The organism is Micromonospora sp. SD12, from assembly GCF_052068495.1.
Lineage (GTDB): Bacteria > Actinomycetota > Actinomycetes > Mycobacteriales > Micromonosporaceae > Micromonospora > Micromonospora echinofusca.
The window spans coordinates 134,950-156,710 of sequence record NZ_JBQHDF010000001.1 but is presented as its reverse complement, the minus strand read 5'-3'; the positions used below and the strand labels follow the sequence as shown (position 1 = coordinate 156,710).

At 71.9% G+C, this 21,761-nt stretch carries 22 protein-coding genes; 18 read left to right on the top strand and 4 right to left on the bottom strand.

Going from position 1 to position 21,761, the window contains the following annotated elements; all coding sequences use genetic code 11:
* Positions 1 to 29: 29 nt before the first annotated feature.
* On the bottom strand, positions 30 to 971 hold the full coding sequence (locus ACTMS2_RS00735; protein ID WP_441173558.1) for a hypothetical protein: 942 nt from the start codon (positions 969 to 971) through the stop codon (positions 30 to 32).
* Positions 971 to 1,924 carry a hypothetical protein gene (locus ACTMS2_RS00730; protein ID WP_441173556.1) on the bottom strand — a complete coding sequence of 318 codons (954 nt, stop codon included), beginning with the start codon at positions 1,922 to 1,924 and terminating at the stop codon, positions 971 to 973. The genes ACTMS2_RS00735 and ACTMS2_RS00730 overlap by 1 nt, the downstream gene beginning before the upstream one ends.
* 359 nt (positions 1,925 to 2,283) lie before the next feature.
* Between ACTMS2_RS00730 and paaA the strand changes: the two genes are divergently transcribed.
* From paaA to paaE, 5 genes are read left to right on the top strand one after another with little or no spacing between them, the layout of a single operon-like run.
* Positions 2,284 to 3,351 carry a 1,2-phenylacetyl-CoA epoxidase subunit PaaA gene (paaA, locus tag ACTMS2_RS00725; protein ID WP_441173554.1) on the top strand — a complete coding sequence of 356 codons (1,068 nt, stop codon included), beginning with the start codon at positions 2,284 to 2,286 and terminating at the stop codon, positions 3,349 to 3,351.
* The gene (gene paaB, locus ACTMS2_RS00720) at positions 3,348 to 3,668 is read left to right on the top strand and encodes a 1,2-phenylacetyl-CoA epoxidase subunit PaaB (RefSeq protein ID WP_089002444.1); all 321 of its coding nucleotides are present in this window, start codon (positions 3,348 to 3,350) and stop codon (positions 3,666 to 3,668) included. The genes paaA and paaB overlap by 4 nt, the downstream gene beginning before the upstream one ends.
* The gene (paaC, locus tag ACTMS2_RS00715; protein ID WP_441173552.1) at positions 3,665 to 4,390 is read left to right on the top strand and encodes a 1,2-phenylacetyl-CoA epoxidase subunit PaaC; all 726 of its coding nucleotides are present in this window, start codon (positions 3,665 to 3,667) and stop codon (positions 4,388 to 4,390) included. The genes paaB and paaC overlap by 4 nt, the downstream gene beginning before the upstream one ends.
* On the top strand, positions 4,387 to 4,863 hold the full coding sequence (gene paaD / locus ACTMS2_RS00710; protein ID WP_441173551.1) for a 1,2-phenylacetyl-CoA epoxidase subunit PaaD: 477 nt from the start codon (positions 4,387 to 4,389) through the stop codon (positions 4,861 to 4,863). The genes paaC and paaD overlap by 4 nt, the downstream gene beginning before the upstream one ends.
* On the top strand, positions 4,860 to 5,969 hold the full coding sequence (gene paaE / locus ACTMS2_RS00705) for a 1,2-phenylacetyl-CoA epoxidase subunit PaaE (protein WP_441173550.1): 1,110 nt from the start codon (positions 4,860 to 4,862) through the stop codon (positions 5,967 to 5,969). Before paaD ends, paaE begins: the two co-directional genes overlap by 4 nt.
* A gap of 88 nt (positions 5,970 to 6,057) precedes the next feature.
* Here paaE and ACTMS2_RS00700 read toward each other — a convergent pair whose 3' ends face one another.
* Both ACTMS2_RS00700 and ACTMS2_RS00695 read right to left on the bottom strand, forming a co-directional pair.
* Positions 6,058 to 6,822, bottom strand: a complete 765-nt coding sequence (locus ACTMS2_RS00700) for a peptidoglycan recognition protein family protein (protein ID WP_441173548.1) — start codon at positions 6,820 to 6,822, stop codon at positions 6,058 to 6,060.
* Positions 6,822 to 6,983, bottom strand: a complete 162-nt coding sequence (locus ACTMS2_RS00695) for a hypothetical protein (RefSeq protein WP_441173547.1) — start codon at positions 6,981 to 6,983, stop codon at positions 6,822 to 6,824. The genes ACTMS2_RS00700 and ACTMS2_RS00695 overlap by 1 nt, the downstream gene beginning before the upstream one ends.
* Positions 6,984 to 7,192: 209 nt before the next feature.
* Here ACTMS2_RS00695 and ACTMS2_RS00690 point away from each other — a divergent pair, with 209 nt between their 5' ends.
* From ACTMS2_RS00690 to nuoF, 13 genes are all read left to right on the top strand, one after another.
* Positions 7,193 to 9,037, top strand: a complete 1,845-nt coding sequence (locus ACTMS2_RS00690) for an FG-GAP-like repeat-containing protein (protein WP_441173546.1) — start codon at positions 7,193 to 7,195, stop codon at positions 9,035 to 9,037.
* A 140-nt stretch (positions 9,038 to 9,177) separates the two neighbouring features.
* Positions 9,178 to 10,368, top strand: a complete 1,191-nt coding sequence (gene mqnC, locus ACTMS2_RS00685) for a cyclic dehypoxanthinyl futalosine synthase (protein WP_441173545.1) — start codon at positions 9,178 to 9,180, stop codon at positions 10,366 to 10,368.
* A gap of 344 nt (positions 10,369 to 10,712) precedes the next feature.
* Positions 10,713 to 11,918: an LPXTG cell wall anchor domain-containing protein gene (locus ACTMS2_RS00680; protein WP_441173544.1), complete on the top strand. Its 1,206-nt coding sequence runs from the start codon at positions 10,713 to 10,715 to the stop codon at positions 11,916 to 11,918.
* A gap of 222 nt (positions 11,919 to 12,140) precedes the next feature.
* Complete coding sequence (locus tag ACTMS2_RS00675) at positions 12,141 to 13,391, top strand: LPXTG cell wall anchor domain-containing protein (protein WP_441173543.1); 1,251 nt, start codon at positions 12,141 to 12,143, stop codon at positions 13,389 to 13,391.
* 138 nt (positions 13,392 to 13,529) lie between these two features.
* Positions 13,530 to 14,240, top strand: coding sequence for a demethylmenaquinone methyltransferase (locus ACTMS2_RS00670; protein ID WP_441173542.1), 711 nt, complete (start codon positions 13,530 to 13,532; stop codon positions 14,238 to 14,240).
* 65 nt (positions 14,241 to 14,305) lie between these two features.
* Complete coding sequence (locus ACTMS2_RS00665) at positions 14,306 to 14,536, top strand: hypothetical protein (protein ID WP_357716702.1); 231 nt, start codon at positions 14,306 to 14,308, stop codon at positions 14,534 to 14,536.
* Positions 14,537 to 14,684: 148 nt separating this feature from the next.
* On the top strand, positions 14,685 to 15,962 hold the full coding sequence (locus ACTMS2_RS00660; protein WP_357716699.1) for a geranylgeranyl reductase family protein: 1,278 nt from the start codon (positions 14,685 to 14,687) through the stop codon (positions 15,960 to 15,962).
* Between the two features lie 191 nt (positions 15,963 to 16,153).
* Positions 16,154 to 16,519 (top strand): NADH-quinone oxidoreductase subunit A, encoded by a 366-nt coding sequence (locus tag ACTMS2_RS00655; RefSeq protein WP_089002434.1) that lies wholly within the window; start codon positions 16,154 to 16,156, stop codon positions 16,517 to 16,519.
* 14 nt (positions 16,520 to 16,533) lie between these two features.
* Entirely contained in the window at positions 16,534 to 17,211 is a 678-nt protein-coding gene (locus ACTMS2_RS00650; protein ID WP_089002433.1) for a NuoB/complex I 20 kDa subunit family protein, read from the top strand.
* Positions 17,208 to 17,945, top strand: coding sequence for an NADH-quinone oxidoreductase subunit C (locus ACTMS2_RS00645; protein ID WP_441173541.1), 738 nt, complete (start codon positions 17,208 to 17,210; stop codon positions 17,943 to 17,945). The genes ACTMS2_RS00650 and ACTMS2_RS00645 overlap by 4 nt, the downstream gene beginning before the upstream one ends.
* Complete coding sequence (locus tag ACTMS2_RS00640; protein ID WP_089002431.1) at positions 17,942 to 19,267, top strand: NADH-quinone oxidoreductase subunit D; 1,326 nt, start codon at positions 17,942 to 17,944, stop codon at positions 19,265 to 19,267. Before ACTMS2_RS00645 ends, ACTMS2_RS00640 begins: the two co-directional genes overlap by 4 nt.
* Entirely contained in the window at positions 19,264 to 20,442 is a 1,179-nt protein-coding gene (nuoE, locus tag ACTMS2_RS00635) for an NADH-quinone oxidoreductase subunit NuoE (RefSeq protein ID WP_441173540.1), read from the top strand. Before ACTMS2_RS00640 ends, nuoE begins: the two co-directional genes overlap by 4 nt.
* On the top strand, positions 20,439 to 21,755 hold the full coding sequence (nuoF, locus tag ACTMS2_RS00630) for an NADH-quinone oxidoreductase subunit NuoF (protein ID WP_089002429.1): 1,317 nt from the start codon (positions 20,439 to 20,441) through the stop codon (positions 21,753 to 21,755). The genes nuoE and nuoF overlap by 4 nt, the downstream gene beginning before the upstream one ends.
* The last annotated feature ends 6 nt before the right edge of the window (positions 21,756 to 21,761 follow it).

Sequence of the window (21,761 nt, the reverse complement as noted above, 5' to 3'; positions counted from 1 at the left end):
GCCCTTCGACCGGACCGGCGGGGCCGGGTCTAGGTGGTGGGGCGCAGGAGAGCTTCGGTGATCTTCTGGCAGTTCTTCATGCCGTACTCGTAGCCCTTGCCGATCGGGTAGCGGACCATCACGCCCATCGTCCAGGTGTCGCCGATGGCGAGGCAGTTGATGTGCATCTCCTGCTCGCGCGTACGGTCGATCCAGCCGTTCTTGATGGCGATGGTCTTGCGCTCCGCGGCCGGGAACGCCTTGCGGATGCCGAAGTCCCCGCTACCCCGGACGAGCCGCATCTCGCCGATCAGCCACTTGGTCCACTTCGGCCCGGCGGCGCGGCCGTCGGCGATGCAGGCGCCCATCCGGGCGGTGTCCCGGGGGGAGAGGGCGGTACGGCTCCAGCCGCCGTCGGCGGCGACCTTGCTGTCGGTCAGGTCGCACAGGGAGATCAGCCGCTTGATCGAGGCGGACCGGCCGACCGTGTTGTAGAACTGCTCGGCCCGGGTGTTGTCGCTGTCCCGGATGATCTTCGTGGCGTCGGCGAGCTTGGCGGCGCTCGGGGTCTGGCCGGCGTCGTCGGCGCGGCGCAGGTAGTCGGCGACGATCCAGGCCTTGATCAGCGACGCGGTGGTGCTGGTCTCGTCCATGTTGTCCGAGCCGATGATCTCGCCGCTGCGGCGGTCGAGGACGCTCCAGGAGTACCATCCCTCGATGTCGAGGTCGAGGTCCTTCGCCTCGAACGGCAGCGGCTCCGGGGCGGGGCTCGGCGTCGGGGACGGCCGCGAGCTGCGGTCGCTGGGAGCCGTCGCGGCGCGTTCGGCGGAGCCGGCGGGGGTGCCCCACTTCGCGGCGGCGGTGGACTCGAACGGCGAGCCCGGCAGCAACCGGAGCGAGACGAGCACCAGGCCGATGAGGACCACCGCGATGACGATCAGCTTGCCGGGGGAGGCGTCGGCCGGCCCGGAGGCCCGACGCTGCCGCGCCATCAGAGCTTCCCGACGGGCTGCGGGACCTTGAGAGCGGCGCCCGGCTGCGAGGTCACGAGCTGGCTGGCGACCGAGGCGCAGACCTGCGCGCCGTAGTTGAGGCCGCTCTTCTGCGGGTAGCGGAGCATCACCGCGAGGCTCCACCTCTCGGTGACGGCGAGGCAGTTGACGTGCCAGTTGCCGTCGTAGTTGAGGGGGGTCCAGCCGTTCTTCATGCTGACCGGGCCCTGGCTGACGATCGACGGGGGGAGGCCGTCGATGATGCCCCAGCGGCCACCGCCGGAGCGGGCCTTCTGGTCCTTGGCTGCCGTGCTGCCCCTGACCTTGCTCATCTCGTCCAGCAGGAGCTTCGTCCACTTGGGGCCGGCGGCCGTGCCGTCGGCGATGCAGTCGCCGAGCCGGACGGCATCGCGCGGGGACATCCGGGTGAAGCTCCACCAGCCCACGTAGCCGGGCACGTTGCCCGGCTTGGTGTCGGTGAGTTCGCAGGTGCTGATCATCCGCTTGATCGTGGCGGCCCGGCCCACCGCGCCGTACAGGGCGTTGGCGGCGTCGTCGTTGCTGTCCCGGATGGCGGTGGTGATCTGCTTCTTGCGTTCGGCCGGCAGCGGCTTGTCGCCGAGCTGGCGGAGATAGTCCGCCGCGAACCAGGACTTGATCATCGACTCGGTGGAGCTGGTCGAGGCCAGGTTCTTCGACCCGGAGATCTCGCCGGTCTCCCGGTCCATCAGGGCCCACGAGAAGAACTCGCCCTTGAAGTCCACCGCCACCGGGCCGGCGGCCAGGGTCGGCGGCGGGGGCGGGACCGGCGCGGGCGCCGCGACGCTTCCGCCGCCGCTTCCGCCCCTCGCGGCGTCGTCGCCGGCGAGTCGGGCGTACGCGGCCGGGACGAGCAGGCCGCCACCGAGGAGGACCGCCACGACGGCGAGCACCAGGGTCACGCGGGATCGCATGAGTGGATGAGCTCCAGATGTCAGGGCCGGGGGGACCGGCTGGTTGTCGGACGGATCGGCGGCTCGTCGAGGCGGGGGATGCGCCCTCCGTGTTTCTCGGGCGATCGTCGACAGCCGATCGGTGTGACGGGGGAAGTCTACGTGCGGATCGGCGCGGCGCCAGAACCTGACACCTGGCAACTTGCCAAGTAGGCGGGATATCGAGCCGCTATGCGGCTGTTGGGAGGATTCACCTTTCCATAGTGACCCAAGTCATAGTTTGACCGGCTGCCGGGAGTCGCCGGACCGTGCCGAAAGTGTCTCCGGAAACCTGTTACACCCTCTGGTGTCCCGAGAGGCGAGCTGTAACACTTGACCCCATGTATGGCAACGACTTCTCCGCCGAGGACGCACCCGGCGGCGGCCTGCTCGGCGAGGTCGAGGCAGCGGAGGCGGCCCTGCGGGAGGCCGCCGCACGTGGCCGCCGGGGCGGCGCCCCCGGCCCGGACGAGGATCTCGAGGCGTACTTCGCCGAGGTGATCGACGCCGACCAGAAGATCGAGCCGCGCGACTGGATGCCCGAGGCGTACCGCAAGACGCTGATCCGGCAGATCGCGCAGCACGCGCACTCCGAGATCATCGGTATGCAGCCGGAGGGCAACTGGATCAGCCGCGCCCCCTCGCTCAAGCGCAAGGCGATCCTGCTGGCCAAGGTCCAGGACGAGGCCGGCCACGGCCTCTACCTCTACGCCGCCGCCGAGACCCTCGGGATCAGCCGCGACGAGCTGGTCGAGCTGCTGCTAAACGGCCGGCAGAAGTACAGCTCGATCTTCAACTACCCCACCCTGACGTGGGCCGACGTGGGCGCGATCGGCTGGCTGGTGGACGGCGCCGCCATCGTCAACCAGGTCCCGCTCTGCCGCTGCTCCTACGGGCCGTACGCGCGGGCGATGATCCGGGTCTGCAAGGAGGAGTCGTTCCACCAGCGGCAGGGCTACGAGATCCTGCACACCCTCGCGCACGGCACGCCCGCGCAGAAGGCGATGGCGCAGGACGCCCTCGACCGCTGGTGGTACCCGTCGCTGGCGATGTTCGGCCCGCCGGACACCGACTCCACCCACTCGGCGCAGTCCATGGCCTGGAAGATCAAGCGCTTCTCCAACGACGAACTGCGCCAGCGCTTCGTGGACATGTGCGTGCAGCAGGCGGAGATCCTCGGCCTGACCATCCCGGATCCCGGCCTGCGCTGGAACGAGTCGCGCCAGGCGTACGACTTCACCCAGCCCGACTACGACGAGCTGATGCGGGTGATCAAGGGCGAGGGGCCGTGCAACCGGCAGCGGATGGAGCACCGTCGCCGCGCCCACGCCGACGGCGCCTGGGTGCGTGAGGCCGCCGCGGCGTACGCCGCCAAGCGGGTGGAGCAGAAGGAGAAGGTAGCGGCGTGAGCGAGCGTAGCGAGCGAACGGACCAGCGCGGCGTGAGCGGTCCTTCGCCCTTGTGGGAGGTCTTCGTACGGGCGCGGCGCGGGCTGTCGCACACCCACGTCGGCAGCCTGCACGCCCCCGACGCCGAGCTGGCCCTGCGCAACGCGCGGGACCTCTACACCCGCCGCCAGGAGGGCGTCTCGATCTGGGTGGTGCCGGCCGCCGCGATCACCGCCTCCAGCCCCGACGAGAAGGACGCCTTCTTCGACCCGGCGGCCGACAAGGTCTACCGCCATCCCACCTTCTACGACGTGCCGGAGGGGGTGGCCCACCTGTGAGCGAGCGCTTCGACTTCGCTCTCGCCCTCGGCGACGACGCGCTGATCGCGGCGCAGCGGCTGGCCGAGTGGACCACCCGCGCGCCCGAGATGGAGGAGGACATCGCGCTGGCCAACATCGCCCTCGACCAGCTCGGCGCGGCCCGGCTCCTGCTGTCGTACGCGGGCGAGCTGGAGGGCGCCGGCCGGGACGAGGACGCGCTGGCGTTCCTCCGCGACGACCGCGAGTTCCGCAACTGCCTGCTGGTGGAGCTGCCCAACGGCGACTTCGCGGTGACCATGGCGAAGCTGCTCTTCCTCGCGGCCTACCAGCTCCCCCTCTACACCGCGCTGGCCGGGTGCGCCGACGAGCGGCTGGCCGCGATCGGGGCCAAGGCCCGCAAGGAGTCGGCCTACCACCTCGACCACGCGTCGACGTGGGTACGGCGGCTCGGTGACGGCACCGAGGAGTCGCACCGGCGGATGCAGGCGGCGGTCGACCAGGTCTGGCCGTACGTCCACGAGCTGTTCGCACCCGACCCGGCGGCGCCGGTCGACCCGGCCACCCTGCGGGCCGACTTCGACGCCACCGTCGCCGCCATCCTCGACGAGGCCACGCTGGCCCGGCCGGAGTCCGGCTGGGCCCCGGCCGGCGGGCGGGACGGCGTGCACACCGAGCACCTGTCCTACCTGCTCGCGGAGATGCAGGTGCTGCACCGCGCCCACCCCGGGGCAAACTGGTGACCGACCCCAGGGCGGCCGTGGCGGCGGTGGTGGATCCGGAGATCCGGGTCGTCACCATCGACGACCTCGGCATCCTGCGGGCGGTCGACGAGGACCCGGCGTCGGGCCGGGTCATCGTGACCATCACCCCCACCTACACCGGCTGCCCGGCGATGGACGTGATCCGCGCCGACATCCGGCGGGCGCTGGCCGCCGTCGGCCACCCCGACGCCGATGTGCGGACGGTCTACAGCCCGGCGTGGAGCACCGACTGGATCTCCGACGCCGGGCGGGCCAAGCTCGCCGCCGCCGGCATCGCCCCGCCGGCGCCCGTGCGCGCCGACAACGTGGTGCCGCTGACCCTCGCCGTCCGCTGCCCGCGCTGCGGCTCGCCCGAGACCGAGCAGGTCAGCCGCTTCGGCTCGACCGCGTGCAAGGCGCTCTGGCGCTGCCGTTCCTGCCGTGAACCCTTCGACCACCTGAAGGCGCTGTGACTGTCACGATCACCCGCCCGGTCCGTCGCCGGCCGGTATTCCATCCGCTGTCCGTCGCCGCCGTCGACCGGCTCACCGACGACGCCGTGGCGGTCACCTTCGCCGTGCCGGAGGAGTTGCGCGAGACGTTCGCGTTCTCCGCCGGCCAGCACCTCACCGTGCGGCGCAGCACGGACGCCGGCGAGGACGTGCGGCGGTCGTACTCCATCTGCTCCACGCCCGACGACCTGGCCCGGCACGGCCGGCTGCGGATCGGCGTGCGGGAGATCCCGGGCGGCGCCTTCTCCGCGTACGCCTGCGGCGCGCTGCGCGGCGGCGACACGATCGAGGTGCTGCCGCCGCTCGGGCACTTCACCACGGCCTTCGCGCCGGAGCGGGCCCGCCACTACGGCGCGGTGGTCGCGGGCTCGGGCATCACCCCGGTGCTCGCGCTGGTCGCGACGGCGCTCGCCGTCGAGCCGGCCAGCACGTTCACCCTGGTGTACGGCAACCGCACGGCGAACACGGTGATGTTCGCCGAGGAGCTGGCCGACCTGAAGGACCGGTGGCCCACCCGGCTGCACCTGGTGCACGTGCTCTCCCGGGAGCAGGGCGAGTCGCCGCTGCTCTCCGGCCGGATCGACGCCGACCGGCTGGGCCGGCTGCTGGACACCGTCGTGCCCGGCGCCACCGTCGACGAGTGGTTCCTCTGCGGCCCGTACGACATGGTGGTGGACGCCCGGGAGGTGCTCGCCGCGCGCGGCGTGGCGGAGTCGGCGGTGCACACGGAGCTGTTCCACGTCGCCGAGGCCCCGGCCCCGCCGCGACGCCCGGCCGACGAGCCGGGGGGTGGCGCCGAGGTGACCATCCTGTTGGACGGCCGTTCGTCGCGCTTCACGATGCGGCGCGACGAGCGGGTGCTGGACGCGGCGCTGAAGGTGCGCGGCGAGCTGCCCTACGCCTGCAAGGGCGGGGTCTGCTCGACCTGCAAGGCCAAGGTGGTCGACGGCGCGGTGACGATGGCCCGCAACTACGCGCTGGAGCCGGACGAGGTGGCCGCCGGCTACGTGCTCACCTGCCAGTCCAGCCCGACGACCGACCGGCTCACGGTGGACTACGACGCCTGACCGGTCCGTCCGCCGCTCGGCGGGCGCAGCCGGGTCGGCGGGTCGGCGCAGGCACCGCGTCGCACCCGCCGACCCCCTTGCGTGGTGGTCAGCTCGGGGCCTTGACCTGGCCGTCGTAGGCGATGCTGCGCCACAGGTCGAACTGGCGGTCGTTGCCGACCAGCGGGTTGCCGGCCAGCGCGACGGCGGCGTGCACCTCCTCGTCGTTGCGGAGCTGGCGGAAGTAGCCGGGGCCGACGAGGGCGATGCCGCGGCCGGGTGACTGGATGAGCTTCATGTCGTTCTCCGTGAGGTCGAGGGGTGGGTTGCCGGCGAGCTGGCGGGCCACGTCGGCACGCATCGAGTGCAGGTCGATGAACGACGGGTCGATCTTGCCGCTGGTGCTGGTCTCCCGGTGCCCCCGGGCGTGGCTGGCGTCCCGGCCGAGCCGGCGCAGCACGGCGGCGGTGGCGAGCACCGACGCGCTGTACTGGGCGCCGGTCATCGCCTGGTTGACCCCGTTGTAGTCGATCTCCCAGCCGATCATCAGGGTGTTGCCGTCGCCGGCCGGGATGGGGCCGCTGCCGCGACTCACGCCGGCGTGGTTGGCCCGCCCGCCGGAGATGACGTGGAAGACGCCGTGGTAGTCGACGAGGGCCTGGCAGAGCGGTCCGGGCAGGTCGGAGCGGCCGTTGATGCAGATGTTCAGCGCGGGGTGCGGGTTGCCGGCGCTGGAGGTGGCCGCCGTGTGGTGCCAGAGCACGCCGACGGGGGCGAACGAGCTGCCGGAGACCCGGCCGAGCCAGTTGCCGTGCTCCACCACGGTGACGCCGGCGGCACGGAGCACGTCGGCGAGCCAGGGGATGGTCGCCATCAGGCCGCCGTCAGGTCGGCGAGGCACTCCGGCGCCGTGGCCGCGCGCGCCGGTCGGCCCGCCGTGGCGACAGCGACGGCGGCGGCCCCGAGCGGTACGAGGCCCAGCAGCGCCCGGCGAGGCAGGGGAGGACGGGTGGGGGGAGGCGCCTTCACGATCATCCACGCATGTTAATGGTTCGATAGGTCTGCCGGGAGGGCCTGATCGCGGCGGTCGAGCGGGACGGTGCGGCGACCGTCCAACATCTATATTCCAGTCCGTCACTGGCAGGTGACGCGGCTGACCGGTGCGCCCGGGCGGATCGGCGGGTCGAGATGGCCGGTGCCGAACGCGAGCGGCCGGCCGCCGTGCCCCGAGGAATGGAGTGTCGATGGATCAGCAGGTACGACGACGGCGAAGAGCCCTCGTCATCGGTGTCGCCGCCGCGTTGACGGCGGGTGCCGTCGCGGCCGTGCCGGCCCGGGCGGTCAGCGGGGGCAGCCCGGTCACCGACAGCGCGTACGCCTTCGCGGCGAAGGTCGTCTTCGGCGAGGTGCGTGCGTGTTCCGGGGCGCTGGTCGCGCCGCAGTGGGTGTTGACGGCCCGCTCCTGCCTGGCCGACGCGGGGCAGCCCCCGGTCGCGGGCGCGCCGGCGCAGCCCACCACGGTCACGGTGGGCCGGTTGGACCTCACCACGAACGACGGCCGCGCGCAGCGTGCCAACCGGGTGGTGCCGCACCCGGACCGGAACCTCGCGCTGCTCCGGCTCACGGTGCCGGTGACCGGCGTGCCCCCGGTCGCGATCGCCACCGGGGCACCCGTGCCGGGCGAGACGTTGCAGGCGCTCGGCTTCGGCCGTACCGCCACCGAGTGGGTGCCCGACAGGTTGCACGGCGCGCCGGTCACGGTCGGCGCCGTCTCGGCCACCTCGGTCGCGATCAGCAACGAGCAGGGTGGGCCCACCACCTGCAAGGGCGACGCCGGAGGGCCGGCGGTACGCGTGGTGGGCGGGCGCCCCGAGCTGGCCGCCGTGCACGACGCCTCCTGGCAGGGCGGCTGCCTCGCCGAGACGGAGACCCGGCGCGACGCCACCGAGACCCGCATCGACGACCTGGCCGGCTGGATCCGCCAGCACACGCCGGCCAACTGCAACGCCGGTGGGGCGAGTCACGGTTCGGCCGACCAGGCGGGTGTGGTGATCCTGGGCGACTGGACCGGCGACTGCCGCAGCGACGCGCTCGCCCAGCTCGCCGACGGCCGGCTGCGGGCGTACCGGTCGAGCGGCGACCTCTCGGGCACCGCCCCGCTCTTCCCGTCGCCCTACCGCTACGTGGGGACGAACTGGGGCGGGGCGAACCGGCCGCGGGCACTCACCGGGGACTTCACCGGCGATGGCCGGGCGGACATCATCGCGCAGAGTGGCGACGGCACCCTGACCGCCTGGGAGTCGACCGGCGACCTATCCGCCGACTACCGGCTCTTCGCCGGAGCGTCCGCGATCGTCGGCACCGCCTTCGTCAGCGGTTCGATCCCCCGCCTCATCCCGGGCGACTTCAACGGCGACGGTCGCACCGACCTCCTCGGGCAGCTGCTCAACGGCACCCTGCGGGTCTGGACGTCGACGGGCGACCTGTCGGCCGACGCCCGGATGTTCGCCGGGGCGACGAGGGACGTCGGCACCGGGTTCACCACCACGGCCGTGCCGCGGATCCTGACCGGCGACTTCAACGGCGACGGGATGACCGACCTGATCGCGCAGTACGCCGACGGCACCATGAAGGGCTACCCGTCCAGCGGGGACCTCTCCGCCAATTCGAAGCTCTTCCCGGCGACCGCCGAGGCGAAGGTCGTCGGCACCGGTTGGCGGAGTTCCTCGATCACCCGGGCGCTGCCCGCCGACATCGACGGCGACGGCACCACCGACCTGGTCGCCCAGCTCGCGGACCGACGGCTGCGGGCGTACCGGTCGTCGGGTGCGATGACCGGCGGGGGGCTGCTGTTCCCCGGGCCGTACCCGTACGTGGGCACGAACTGGGGCACGACGAACCGGCCCCGCATCCTCGTCGGGGACCTCACCGGCGACGGCCGCACCGATCTGATCGGCCAGGACGCCGCCGGCGTCATGCTGGGCTTCCAGTCGACCGGGGACCTGAGTGGCGACTACAAGCTGTACGCCACCAGCGCCAGCGCGGTGGGCAGCGGCTGGACGGCCAGCAGCATTCCGCGCGTCTTCTGACCGCGGGGTGCGGCGCCGTCCGACGACGGGCGGCGCCGCGCCGCCAGCCAGGGTGAACGCCGTCACACCCGACGGGCCGTCGGGCGGGCTGTACGGCGGCCATCGGCCGGCCGCCCGGGCGGGCGACGTAGGCTCGGGGGGTGAGTGTGAGCCGGGAGATCGACGACATCCTGCAGCGCGGCGCGGACGGCGGGCGGATCACGCCCGAGGAGGCCCTGCTGCTCTACACCGAGGCGCCGTTGCACGCCCTGGGCGAGGCCGCCGACGCGGTGCGCCGACGCCGCTACCCGGACAACGTCGTCACGTACCTGATCGACCGCAACATCAACTACACCAACGTCTGCGTGACGGCGTGCAAGTTCTGCGCGTTCTACCGGGCCCCGAAGCACCGGGAGGGCTGGACCCACCCGACCGAGGAGATCCTGCGCCGCTGCGGCGAGGCGGTCGAGCTGGGCGCCACCCAGGTCATGCTCCAGGGCGGGCACCACCCGGACTACGGCGTGGAGTACTACGAGGAGCTGTTCTCCTCGGTCAAGAAGGCCTACCCGCAGCTCGCCATCCACTCGATCGGCCCCAGCGAGATCCTGCACATGGCCAAGGTCTCCGGCGTCAGCCTCGACGAGGCCATCGCCCGGATCAAGACGGCCGGGCTGGACTCGATCGCCGGCGCCGGCGCCGAGATGCTGCCCGCCCGCCCGCGCAAGGCCATCGCGCCGCTGAAGGAGTCGGGCGAGCGCTGGCTGGAGGTCATGGAACTGGCGCACCGGCAGGGCGTCGAGTCGACCGCCACCATGATGATGGGCACCGGCGAGACCGCCGCCGAGCGGATCGAGCACCTGCGGATGATCCGCGACGTGCAGGACCGCACGAAGGGCTTCCGGGCGTTCATCCCGTGGACGTACCAGCCGGAGAACAACCACCTCAAGGGCCGTACGCAGGCGACCACGCTGGAGTACCTGCGGCTGGTCGCGGTGGCCCGGCTCTTCTTCGAGACGGTGCCGCACCTGCAGGCGTCCTGGCTGACCACCGGCAAGGACGTCGGGCAGCTCGCCCTGCACATGGGCGTGGACGACCTCGGCTCGATCATGCTGGAGGAGAACGTCATCTCCTCCGCCGGCGCGCGGCACCGCTCCAACCTGCACGAGCTGATCGGCATGATCCGCTCGGCGGACCGGATCCCCGCCCAGCGCGACACCCTCTACAACCGGCTGGCCGTGCACCACACCCCGGCCGACGACCCGACCGACGAGCGGGTGGTCTCGCACTTCTCCTCGATCGCCATGCCGGGCGGCGGCGCCGGGAAGCCCCTGCCGCTGGTCGACGCCCGCTGACGCGCTCACCCGTACGACCCCGGCACCCCATCGTCGTCCCCGGCGGTGGGGTGTCGTCGTACGCGGGCCCTGCGTGGAGCGCCGCCGTACGGAGAGTGATCGTCGGCGGCCTCGCCGGCTGGCCGATCGGGTGAATTCCCGTGGACCGTTGATCTCGATTGGGTTGCCGTTCGGAGTCGGCCGCGAGGTGGTCTGGGCAGCAAGACATATCAATCCGGGCATTCCTTAAGTGATTCTTAGCCCGGCTGTTCAACGCGCCCGACCTTGGGGGTGGCGAGCGTGATCGCTTACCGCTAACGTCCCCGGCCGTACCTTTCCTTCACCCCAACGGGGGGACCCTTTCCATGATCTTCCGTAACCGTTCGCTGGCGCGTATCGGCGCCGGCGCGCTGCTCGCCTCCGGCGCGTTGACCGCTCTCGGTAGCCCGGCCCAGGCCTCGGGCACGGAGACGGACCTCGCGATCGAGGTGGCCGGAACGCGGGTCGCCGCCAACGCGCAGGGCAAGTTCGCCTACGCCAAGGTGACCAACACCGGCAAGAACACCCCGAGCGAGCTGGCCGTGCGGGTGGACGTTTCCAAGGTCGACTTCGACAAGGTCGCCGCCGTGCCGGCCGTCGAGGACGGCTGCGACGTGGAGCTCGCCGGGGAGAAGCCGACCGCGTTCATCTGCTACGCGACGGAGAAGGGCCTGCCGGGCCCGGGCGAGACCACGGACCTGCCGGTCGTCCTGTTCAAGTTCGAGGGCACCGGCACCTACCAGGCGCCCCTCTCCTTCAAGCTCGTCTCGAAGGACGACACCAACGCGGCGAACAACTCCAAGACCGCCACGCTGGACTTCTCGGACGCCAGCGGGCCGGACCTCTCGGTCGTCGCTGAGGACGTCAAGCAGGCCGTCAAGATCGTCGACGGGAACCCGGTCTACTCCGGCGACCTGCACGCGGGCAGCCGCTCGGCGCTGACCTACTTCATCACCAACCAGGGTGACAAGGCCGCCGCCGGCCTGAAGATCAGCGTCAAGCTGCCCAAGGGCGTCACCCCGACGGAGGTGGAGCCCGGCTGCGAGTACTCGGCCGACAAGTCCACCTTCACCTGCACCTACGCCAACTTCGGGCTGATCCCGCAGGACGAGGACACCAACGCCGAGGACAAGCTCTACTCGGCCTACGGCTTCTACCACCTGTTCGACGTGGCGGCGGACGTGAAGCCGGGCGCCCTCAAGGGCGGTCTGGTCAGCGTCGAGCCGGTCGGCTCCGAGCCCACCCGGGCGCGGACGGCCGCGGTCACCCTGCCGGAGAACGTCACCGGCCTGCAGGCCTCCGACGTGGACGCCACCGACAACTCCGACGGCTACGCCGTGATCGTCGCGGCCAAGGGCGGCGCGGGCGGCGGCGGTGACGACGACGGCGGCCTGCCGGTCACCGGCGCGCAGACCACGCTGATCGGCGGCATCGGCGGCGCGGTGCTGGTCGCGGGCGCGGCCATGTTCATGGTGGCGCGGCGTCGTCGGGTCGTCCTGGTGACCCCGGGCGACGAGAAGCCGACGGCCTGACGGTCGTCCTCCATCGACCCGCGAGGGTCGTTCACATAACGCACGGCAGCGGGGGCGGGATGGGTGACCATCCCGCCCCCGCTGTGCGTCGGGCCGTCCGTCCGGATCGGCCGGACGGACGGACGAAACACGTTCTCCCTGCTGGCGCGCCGCATCGACCTCCGATAGCGTCCGCCCGGGTTCCGCAACCATCCGTTTCTTCCCTAACCCCCCGGGGGACCGATGACCCTGTTCCATCGCTCGGCCCTGGCCCGCGCCGGTGCCGTGGCACTTCTCGCGGCGGGCGGCCTGACCGCCGTCGCCGTTCCCGCCCAGGCCGCCGACGGGCCGGACCTGGCCGTGATCCCGATCAGCACCCAGCTCGCGAAGGGTGTCGACGCGGCCCGGAGCAAGCCGTTCAAGTTCACCGTCACCAACGCCGGCACGGCCACGGCGGAGGACGTCTCGTACCGGGTGAACACTCGGGACCTCAAGAAGAAGCGCGTCGGCTTCCTGGTGCCCGAGGGCTGCCGTGCCATCGACAGCTACCTCTACCAGTGTGCCCTCGGCGACCTGCCCGCCGGCACCAGCAAGGACTTCGGCGTCCCGCTGTTCAGCACGGGAGGCCGGGGCGACGGCGGCACGCTGGTCGTCGGCGTCGCCACCGCGACGCCCGAGAGCGACCTCGGCGACGAGGTCGTCGAGGTGCCGGTCACCGTGACGAAGCCCGGCTACGACCTCACCGCCTGGGTGCAGGACGTCCAGGCAGGCGTCGTGGTCAACGGCGCGGTGGCCGACGAGCCGGACCTCAAGCCGGTGCGTAGGGGCGAGACCGTGCCGCTGGACTGGGCGGTCTACAACGACGGCAGTCGGCCCGCCACCGGCGTCTTCTACGGCATCACCCTCCCGCCCGGTGTGAGCTTCGTGACGTTGCCGCAGGGCTGCGTCCAGCAGGTGTTCCTCGGCAAGGAGCAGGCGTTCTGCGAGGACGCCGGCGCGATCATCCGCCGGGGGCAGTACTACACCGCCGACGTGACGGTGAAGGTGGGCGACGACGTCACCGAGCCGGTGTTGCGCGAGGGCGACCTCTTCGCGTACGGGCTGGACGCCGCCGAGGGCGAGCCGGAGGAGGAGCCGCGGGTGGCCGGCCAGGCGCAGCGGAAGGCCTTCTCCGAGGTCGACATCAGCGACAACCACACGATCTTCGAGGCCTTCGTCGACCTGTCCGCGCAGCCGAGCCCGACCCCGACGCCGACCCCGACGGTGGCGCCCACGGCCACCCCGACCGGCGTACCCACGGCGGGCCCGACCACCACCCCCGGCACCGGTGGCGGTGGCGGGGGCGACGGCGGGCTGCCGGTGACCGGCGTGCAGGCGGGGCTGATCGGCGGCATCGGCGCGGCCGTGCTGCTGGCCGGCGGCGCGCTGCTGCTGCTCTCCCGGCGGCGCAAGGTCGTACTGGTGGCGCCCGGCGACGAGAAGTCGACCGACTGACGTGCGACGACACGGGGGCGGGGTGGGCGACCACCCCGCCCCCGCGGCGTACCCGGGCGTCGGCGCGTCGAGCAGCGGCCCGCGCCGCAGGGACGACCCACCGGGCGTACCGGCGGGCGGGGCTGGCAGAGTGGAGGGGTGAGCCGTACCCCGCAGGGCCAGCGCGCCAGCCTGGACAAGCAGCCGCACGAGGTCGCCGCGATGTTCGACGGCGTGGCGGCTCGCTACGACCTGACCAACACCGTCCTCTCCTTCGGGCAGGACCGGTTCTGGCGGCGGGCCACCCGCGCCGCGCTCGACCTGCGGCCGGGTGAGCGGGTGCTCGACGTGGGCGCCGGCACCGGTGTCTCCACCGAGGAGTTGGCCCAGTCGGGCGCGTACGCGGTGGGCGCCGACCTGTCCCTGGGCATGCTGCGCGTCGGCAAGCGCACCCGCCCCCGGGTGCCGCTGCTGGCCGGGGACGCGTTGAAGCTGCCCTTCGCCGACGCCAGCTTCGACGCGGTGACCATCTCCTTCGCGCTGCGCAACGTGAACGACACCGACGCCGCCCTGCGGGAGTTGGCCCGGGTCACCAGGCCGGGCGGCCGACTGGTGGTGTGCGAGTTCAGCACCCCGGTGAACCCGGCGTTCCGCACGGTCTACCTGTCGTACCTGATGCGTTCGCTGCCGAGCGTGGCCCGCGCCGTCTCCAGCAACCCCGACGCGTACGTCTACCTGGCCGAGTCGATCCGGGCGTGGCCCGACCAGCCGGCCCTGGCCGCGCGGATCGGTGCGGCGGGCTGGGGCAGGGTGGCCTGGCGCAACCTGAGCGGCGGGATCGCGGCGCTGCACCGGGCCGTCCGCGAATAGGCCGATCTGGCGGGATTTCCGCAAGTATCCCTTTTTGCTCCACTTTGTTCCGTAAGCTCGCCCCCATGACGGGACCAGACCAGGCGGTCGGCGCGGAGGCCACCGACGACGACGCGGCCGAACTCATCGCCCAGCTCAAGGAGCTGGCCGGCGCGGATCCCGCCGACGTCCGTCAGGTGGTGGTCGAGGTGCTGGCGGCCCTGGACCGCGCGGCCGGGGGCGCGCTGCGCGAGCACCTGCCGGAGACGATCCGGCACGACGCCGGCCTCGACCCGGCGACCGCCGCCCGGCGCTGACGCCCCGCCCGGCACCCCGGCCCCGACCTCGGCGGACGTGTCCCGGGCAACTTAGGTACCCCTGATCCGGCGTGGTCATGACGTCGGTCATAGACTCCCTCCGTCTGGCTTGTGAAGCATTTCACGAGCATGCGGGAGGAGGCGCGGGATGGCCGCGGTGGAACATGACGCCGACGTGATCGTCGTGGGCGCCGGTCCCGGTGGGTCGGCTACCGCGTACCACCTGGCTCGGCACGGCGTACGGGTGCTGCTGCTGGAGAAGACCGAGTTCCCCCGGGAGAAGGTCTGCGGCGACGGGCTGACCCCGCGCGCGGTGCGGCAGCTGATCCGGATGGGCGTGGACACCTCGCCCGAGGCGGGCTGGCTGCACAACCGCGGTCTGCGGGTGATCGGCGGCGGCGTCCGGCTGGAGCTGGACTGGCCCGACCTGGCGAGCTTCCCCAACTACGGCCTGGTGCGCACCCGGCTCGACTTCGACGACCTGCTCGCCCGGCGTGCCGTCGAGGCCGGCGCGAAGCTGCGTACCGGCGTGAACGTCACCGGCCCGGTGCTGGGCCCCGACGGCCGGGTGACCGGCGTGGAGGCGGAGGTCGGCCCCGGCAAGGAGCCCGCCACCTTCCACGCGCCGCTGGTCGTCGCCGCCGACGGCGTCTCCGGCCGCTTCCCGCTCGCCCTCGGGCTGGCCAAGCGCGAGGACCGGCCGATCGGCGTCGCCGTCCGGCGTTACTACCGCTCGCCGGCCAAGCACGACGACAACTACCTGGAGTCCTGGCTGGAACTGCGCAGCAAGGACAGCGGCGACAACCTGCTGCCCGGCTACGGCTGGATCTTCGGGCTGGGCGACGGCCGGGTCAACGTCGGCCTCGGCGTGCTCAACTCGTCGTCCGCGTTCGGCAAGACCAACTACCGTCGGCTGCTCACCGACTGGCTGGCCAACACGCCGGCCGACTGGGGCATGACCGACGAGGCGAACGCGGAGGGCCCGATCCTCGGCGCCGCGCTCCCCATGGGCTTCAACCGGGTGCCGCACTACACCCGGGGCGTGATGCTGGTCGGCGACTCCGGCGGCATGGTCAACCCGTTCAACGGCGAGGGCATCGCGTACGCGATGGAGTCCGGCGAGCTGGCCGCGGAGATCGCCGTGCAGGCGCTCGCGCGCCCCGCCGGCGCGGACCGGGAACGGGCCCTGGCGGCGTACTCGACGGAGCTGAAGGCCCGCTTCGGCGGCTACTACCGGCTCGGCGGCATCTTCGTGAAGCTCATCGGCCGTCCCGAGATCATGCGGATGGCCACGAAGCACGGCATGCCGCACCCGATGCTGATGCGCTTCGTGCTGAAGCTGCTGGCCAACCTGACCGACCCCCGGGACGGGGACGCCATGGACCGCGTCATCAACGCGATGACGAGAGTGGCGCCGGCCGTGTAGCACTCAGTGATCGTGCGAGCCCCCGCGGTCGCGAACGAGGGCAGACGCGTGTGACGGCCCCGTCCACGGTCGGCGACGGGCGCGGGCGCGGACATGGGAGATCGACCCCCGCCGACAACCGTCGCGAGGGACGTGAATAGTGTGATTTTTGACAAGGACCAGGGGCAGGGAAGGACGAGCAGGAGAAAACGATGTCGCTCTCGCCTTACGCACCGATCATCGGGCTGTTCGCCCTCGCCACGGGCTTCGCGCTGTTCTCCGTGGCCGCTGCCCGCTTCGCCGGTCCCCGGCGCTACAACAAGGCCAAGCTCGAGGCGTACGAGTGCGGCATCGAGCCCAGCCCGCAGCCGGTCGGCGGTGGCCGGTTCCCGATCAAGTTCTACCTGACGGCGATGCTCTTCATCGTCTTCGACATCGAGATCATCTTCCTCTACCCCTGGGCGGTCTCCTTCGACGCCCTGCCGATCTTCGGCTTCGTGGAGATGGTCCTGTTCATCGTCGCGGTCTTCGTCGCATACGCCTACGTCTGGCGGCGCGGCGGCCTGGACTGGGACTGAGGGAGGAACCTCAGATGGGTATCGAGGAGAAGCTCCCCGCCGGTGTCCTGCTCACCTCGGTGGAGAAGCTGGTCAACTGGTCGCGCAAGACGTCGGTCTGGGGTGCGACCTTCGGCCTGGCCTGCTGCGCGATCGAGATGATGGCCGCGGGTGGCCCGCACTACGACATGGGCCGCTGGGGCATGGAGGTCTTCCGGGCCTCGCCCCGGCAGGCCGACCTGATGATCGTGGCCGGCCGGGTCAGCCAGAAGATGGCCCCGGTGCTGCGCCAGATCTACGACCAGATGGCGGAGCCCCGCTGGGTCATCTCGATGGGCGTCTGCGCCAGCAGCGGCGGCATGTTCAACAACTACGCCATCGTGCAGGGCGTCGACCACATCGTCCCGGTCGACATGTACCTGCCCGGCTGCCCGCCCCGGCCCGAGATGCTCATCGACGCGGTCCTCAAGCTGCGCGAGAAGATCGGGCACGAGCCGCTCGGCCCGAACGGCCGCAAGATGCTCGAGGCACGCCAGGCCCGCGGCGACGTCCCGGTCGTCCCCTACGGCTCGATGCCGTCGTCGTACCGCAGCGACAAGGCCCGGCGGGCCGAGTGGACCAAGGCGGTCCGTGAGGGCCGCGAGGAGCAGCTGCGGATCGAGAACTGGATGAAGGCCCAGAACCACCTGCAGCACGGGGGTGTCCAGAAGTGACCGCGCCTCAGGACAGGCAAGACGACGGCGGCGTACCGGTGCCGGTCACGCCGGCCGGCGCCAGCAGCACCGCGCCCGCCGAGTACCCCCCGGCCAGCCCGGCCGGCCGGGGCATGTTCGGCAACCAGGGCTCCGGCGACGTGTCCGGCTTCGGCGGCCTCGTCCGCCAGCGCCGCACCATCGAGGACGCCCCCCGGCCCTACGGGGGCTACTTCGACGAGGTCCGCGACGCGCTGGAGGAGGCGTACCCGGACTTCGCCGACGCCGTCGAGAAGGTCGTGGTCGACCGGGGCGAGCTGACGCTGCACATCCGCCCCGAGCGGATCGCCGAGGTCTGCCAGGTGATGCGCGACGACATGGCGCTCCGCTTCGAGCTCTGCTCCTCGGTCTCCGGGGTCGACTACCTCGGGGCCGACGCCCGCCGCCTGCACGTCGTCTACCAGCTCACCTCGATGACCTACCGCCGCACGGTGCGGCTGGAGGCCGCGGTCTCCGCCGAGGACCCGCACCTGCCGAGCGTCACGTCGGTCTACCCGACGGCGGACTGGCAGGAGCGCGAGGCGTACGACATGTTCGGCATCGTCTTCGACGGTCACCCCAACCTGACCCGGATCCTCATGCCGGACGACTGGGAGGGGCACCCGCAGCGCAAGGACTACCCCCTCGGCGGCGTGCCCGTCGAGTACAAGGGCGCTGAGATCCCGCCGCCGGACCGGAGGAGGTCCTACCAGTGACCACGTCGAACTACGCCAGCGAGCGCGACACCACCGAGGGCAAGGTCTTCACCGTCACCGGTGGCGACTGGGACAGCGTCGTCTCGGGCACCGACCCGATCAACGACGAGCGCATCGTCGTCAACATGGGTCCGCAGCACCCGTCGACGCACGGCGTGCTCCGGCTGGTCCTGGAGCTGGAGGGCGAGACGGTCCGCGAGGCCCGCTCGGTCGTCGGCTACCTGCACACCGGCATCGAGAAGAACCTCGAATACCGCAACTGGGTCCAGGGCAGCACCTTCGTGACCCGGATGGACTACCTCGCCCCGATCTTCAACGAGACCGGGTACGCGCTCGCGGTGGAGAAGCTGCTCGGGATCTCCGAGCAGATCACCGAGCGGGCGAACACCATCCGGGTCCTCATGATGGAGCTGAACCGGATCTCCTCGCACCTGGTCTGGGTGGCCACCACGGCCATGGAACTGGGCGCGATCAACATGATGCTCTACGGCTTCCGCGAGCGTGAGTACGTCCTGGAGATCTTCGAGATCATCACCGGCCTGCGGATGAACCACGCGTACGTCCGGCCGGGCGGCGTGGCGCAGGACGTGCCGGACGAGGCGATCGTCAAGATCCGTGAGTTCCTGAAGCTGATGCCGAAGCGGCTCAAGGAGTACGAGAACCTCCTCTCCGGGCAGCCCATCTGGCTCGAGCGGACGCAGAACGTCGCGGTGCTCGACGTGACCGGCTGCCTCGCGCTGGGCGTGACCGGCCCGGTGCTGCGCTCCGCCGGCCTCGCCTGGGACCTGCGCAAGACCATGCCGTACTGCGGCTACGAGACGTACGAGTTCGACGTGCCGACGCACACCGACGGCGACGTGTGGGGCCGCTACCTGGTCCGGCTCGCCGAGATCCGGGAGTCGCTCAAGCTCGTCGAGCAGGCGTTGGACCGGCTCCGGCCGGGCCCGGTGATGGTGGCCGACAAGAAGATCGCCTGGCCGGCGCAGCTCGCCATCGGCGTCGACGGCATGGGCAACTCGCTGGAGCACGTCGCGAAGATCATGGGTCAGTCGATGGAGTCGCTGATCCACCACTTCAAGCTCGTCACCGAGGGCTTCCGGGTGCCGCCGGGGCAGGTCTACGTCGGCATCGAGTCGCCCCGCGGCGAGCTGGGCGTGCACGCCGTCTCCGACGGTGGCACCCGGCCGTACCGGGTGCACTACCGGGAGCCGAGCTTCGTCAACCTCCAGGCCCTCCCGGCGATGGCCGAGGGCGGCCTGATCGCCGACGTGATCGCCGGCGGCGCCTCGCTGGACCCCGTGATGGGTGGTTGTGACCGATGAGTGTTTTCACTGACGAGACCCGCGAGCGGGCACGGGAGATCATCGCCCGCTACCCGGCCGACCGGTCCCGGTCGGCGCTGCTGCCGCTGCTGCACCTGGTGCAGGCCGAGGAGGGCTACGTCTCCCCGGCCGGCGTGGCGTTCTGCGCCGAGGTGCTGGGCCTCAACAAGGCCCAGGTCGGGGCGGTCGCGACCTTCTACACCATGTACAAGCGCCGGCCGACCGGCGACTACCTGGTGAGCGTCTGCACCAACACCATGTGCAACGTGCTCGGCGGCCAGGAGGTCTACGACACCCTCGCCGAGCACCTCGGCGTGGGGCACGACGAGACGACCGCCGACGGGAAGATCACCCTGGAGCACGCCGAGTGCCTGGCGGCGTGCGACTACGGGCCCGTGATGACCGTCAACTACGACTTCTTCGACGGGGTCGACCCGCAGACCGCGCGCGGCGTGGTCGACGAGCTGCGCGCCGGTGGCCGGCCGATGCCGACGCGGGGCGCCCGGCTCTGCACCCTCAAGGAGATGGCGGTGCAGCTCGCCGGCTTCGCCGACGAGCGGGAGGGCGCGGTCGCCGACGGCGGGCCGGGCGAGCCCACCCTGCGGGGGCTGCGGCTGGCGCAGGAGCACGGCATCTCGGTGCCGGGCTTCGACCCGAACACCCCGATCCGCAGCAAGGCCGAGGCCGACAAGGCCGCCGCCGAGGCGAAGGCCCGCAGCGAGGCGGACAAGGCCGCCGAGGCGAAGGCCGCCGCGAAGCCGGCCGGCACCGCCCCGTCGAACGGCGGCGCCGCGCGCCCGGGAACCGCCGGCAACGCGGGCACCGGCGAGCCGGCGACCCCGGCGCAGGCGGCCGGCAGCACCACCCGCGACGTGAAGGCGCCGGACGCCAAGTCGCCCGAGGTGCGTACGGCCGAGACCCGGCAGCCCGACGCGGCGACCGCCGTGCCGGACGCCCCGGGCACCAAGGTTCCGGTGGACGGCGCACCGCCGGCTCCCCGCGACGCGCGGGAGGCGGAGGCCGCCGGCGTGGCGGCCAACGCGCCGGCCGGCGACGGCAAGCCCGCCGGCGACGAGGCCGGGGCGCAGGAGCGCAACCTCAAGGAAGCCGAGGCGGGGACGAGCGCCGGTGGCGCGGGCTCCGCCGTCGCGAGCGAGACGGGGGTCCAGAAGTGACCACTCCCCGGCCGGAGACCCTGGCCAAGCTGACGCCGGTACTCACCAAGCGCTGGCTGTCGCCGGACGCCTGGCGCATCGGCACCTACGAGAAGCTCGACGGCTACGCGGCCCTGCGCAAGGCGCTCAAGGCGCACCCGGACGACCTGATCCAGCTGATCAAGGACTCCGGCCTGCGCGGTCGTGGCGGCGCCGGCTTCCCGACCGGTCTCAAGTGGGGGTTCATCCCGCAGGGCGACGGCAAGCCGCACTACCTCGTGGTCAACGCCGACGAGGGGGAGCCGGGCACCTGCAAGGACCTCCCGCTGATGACGCACGACCCGCACGCCCTCGTCGAGGGCGTGATCATCGCGTCGTACGCGATCCGGGCCAACCGCGCCTACATCTACATCCGGGGCGAGGCGGTGCACGCCGCGCGCCGGCTGCGCAACGCCGTGCGGGAGGCGACCGCCAAGGGCTACCTCGGGCGCAACATCCTCGGCTCCGGGTACGACCTGGAGCTGGTGGTGCACTCGGGCGCCGGGGCGTACATCTGCGGCGAGGAGACCGCGCTGCTGGACTCGCTGGAGGGCTTCCGGGGCCAGCCCCGGCTGCGCCCGCCGTTCCCGGCCACCCACGGCCTGTACGCGAGCCCGACGGTGGTCAACAACGTCGGCACCATCGCCAGCGTGCCCTACATCGTGCTGGGCGGCGCCGACTGGTGGAAGACCATGGGCACGGAGAAGTCGTCCGGCCCGATGATCTACTCGCTCTCCGGCCGGATCGCCAACCCCGGCCAGTACGAGTGCGGCATGGGCGTCACCCTGCGGGAACTGATCGAGCTGGCCGGCGGCATGCAGCCCGGCCACAACCTGAGGTTCTGGACGCCGGGCGGCTCGTCGACGCCGCTGCTCACCGCCGAGCACCTGGACGTGCCGCTCGACTTCGAGGGGGTGGCGGCGGCCGGCTCGATCCTCGGCACCACGGCCACCCAGATCTTCTCCGACCAGGACTGCCCGGTCTACGCGACCTACCGGTGGCTGGAGTTCTACCACCACGAGTCGTGCGGCAAGTGCACCCCGTGCCGCGAGGGCAACTACTGGATGGTCCGGGTCTACCGGCGGATCCTCGCCGGTCAGGGCACCCACGAGGACCTGGACACCCTGCTGGACACGTGCGACAACATCCTCGGCCGCTCGTTCTGTGGCCTCGGTGACGGCGCCACCAGCTCGGTGACCTCGTCGCTGAAGTACTTCAAGCAGGACTACCTCGACTACATCGAGGGACGTACCGCGCCGAAGCTGTCGGACAAGCAGCTAGTGGGAGCGCACTGATGCGAG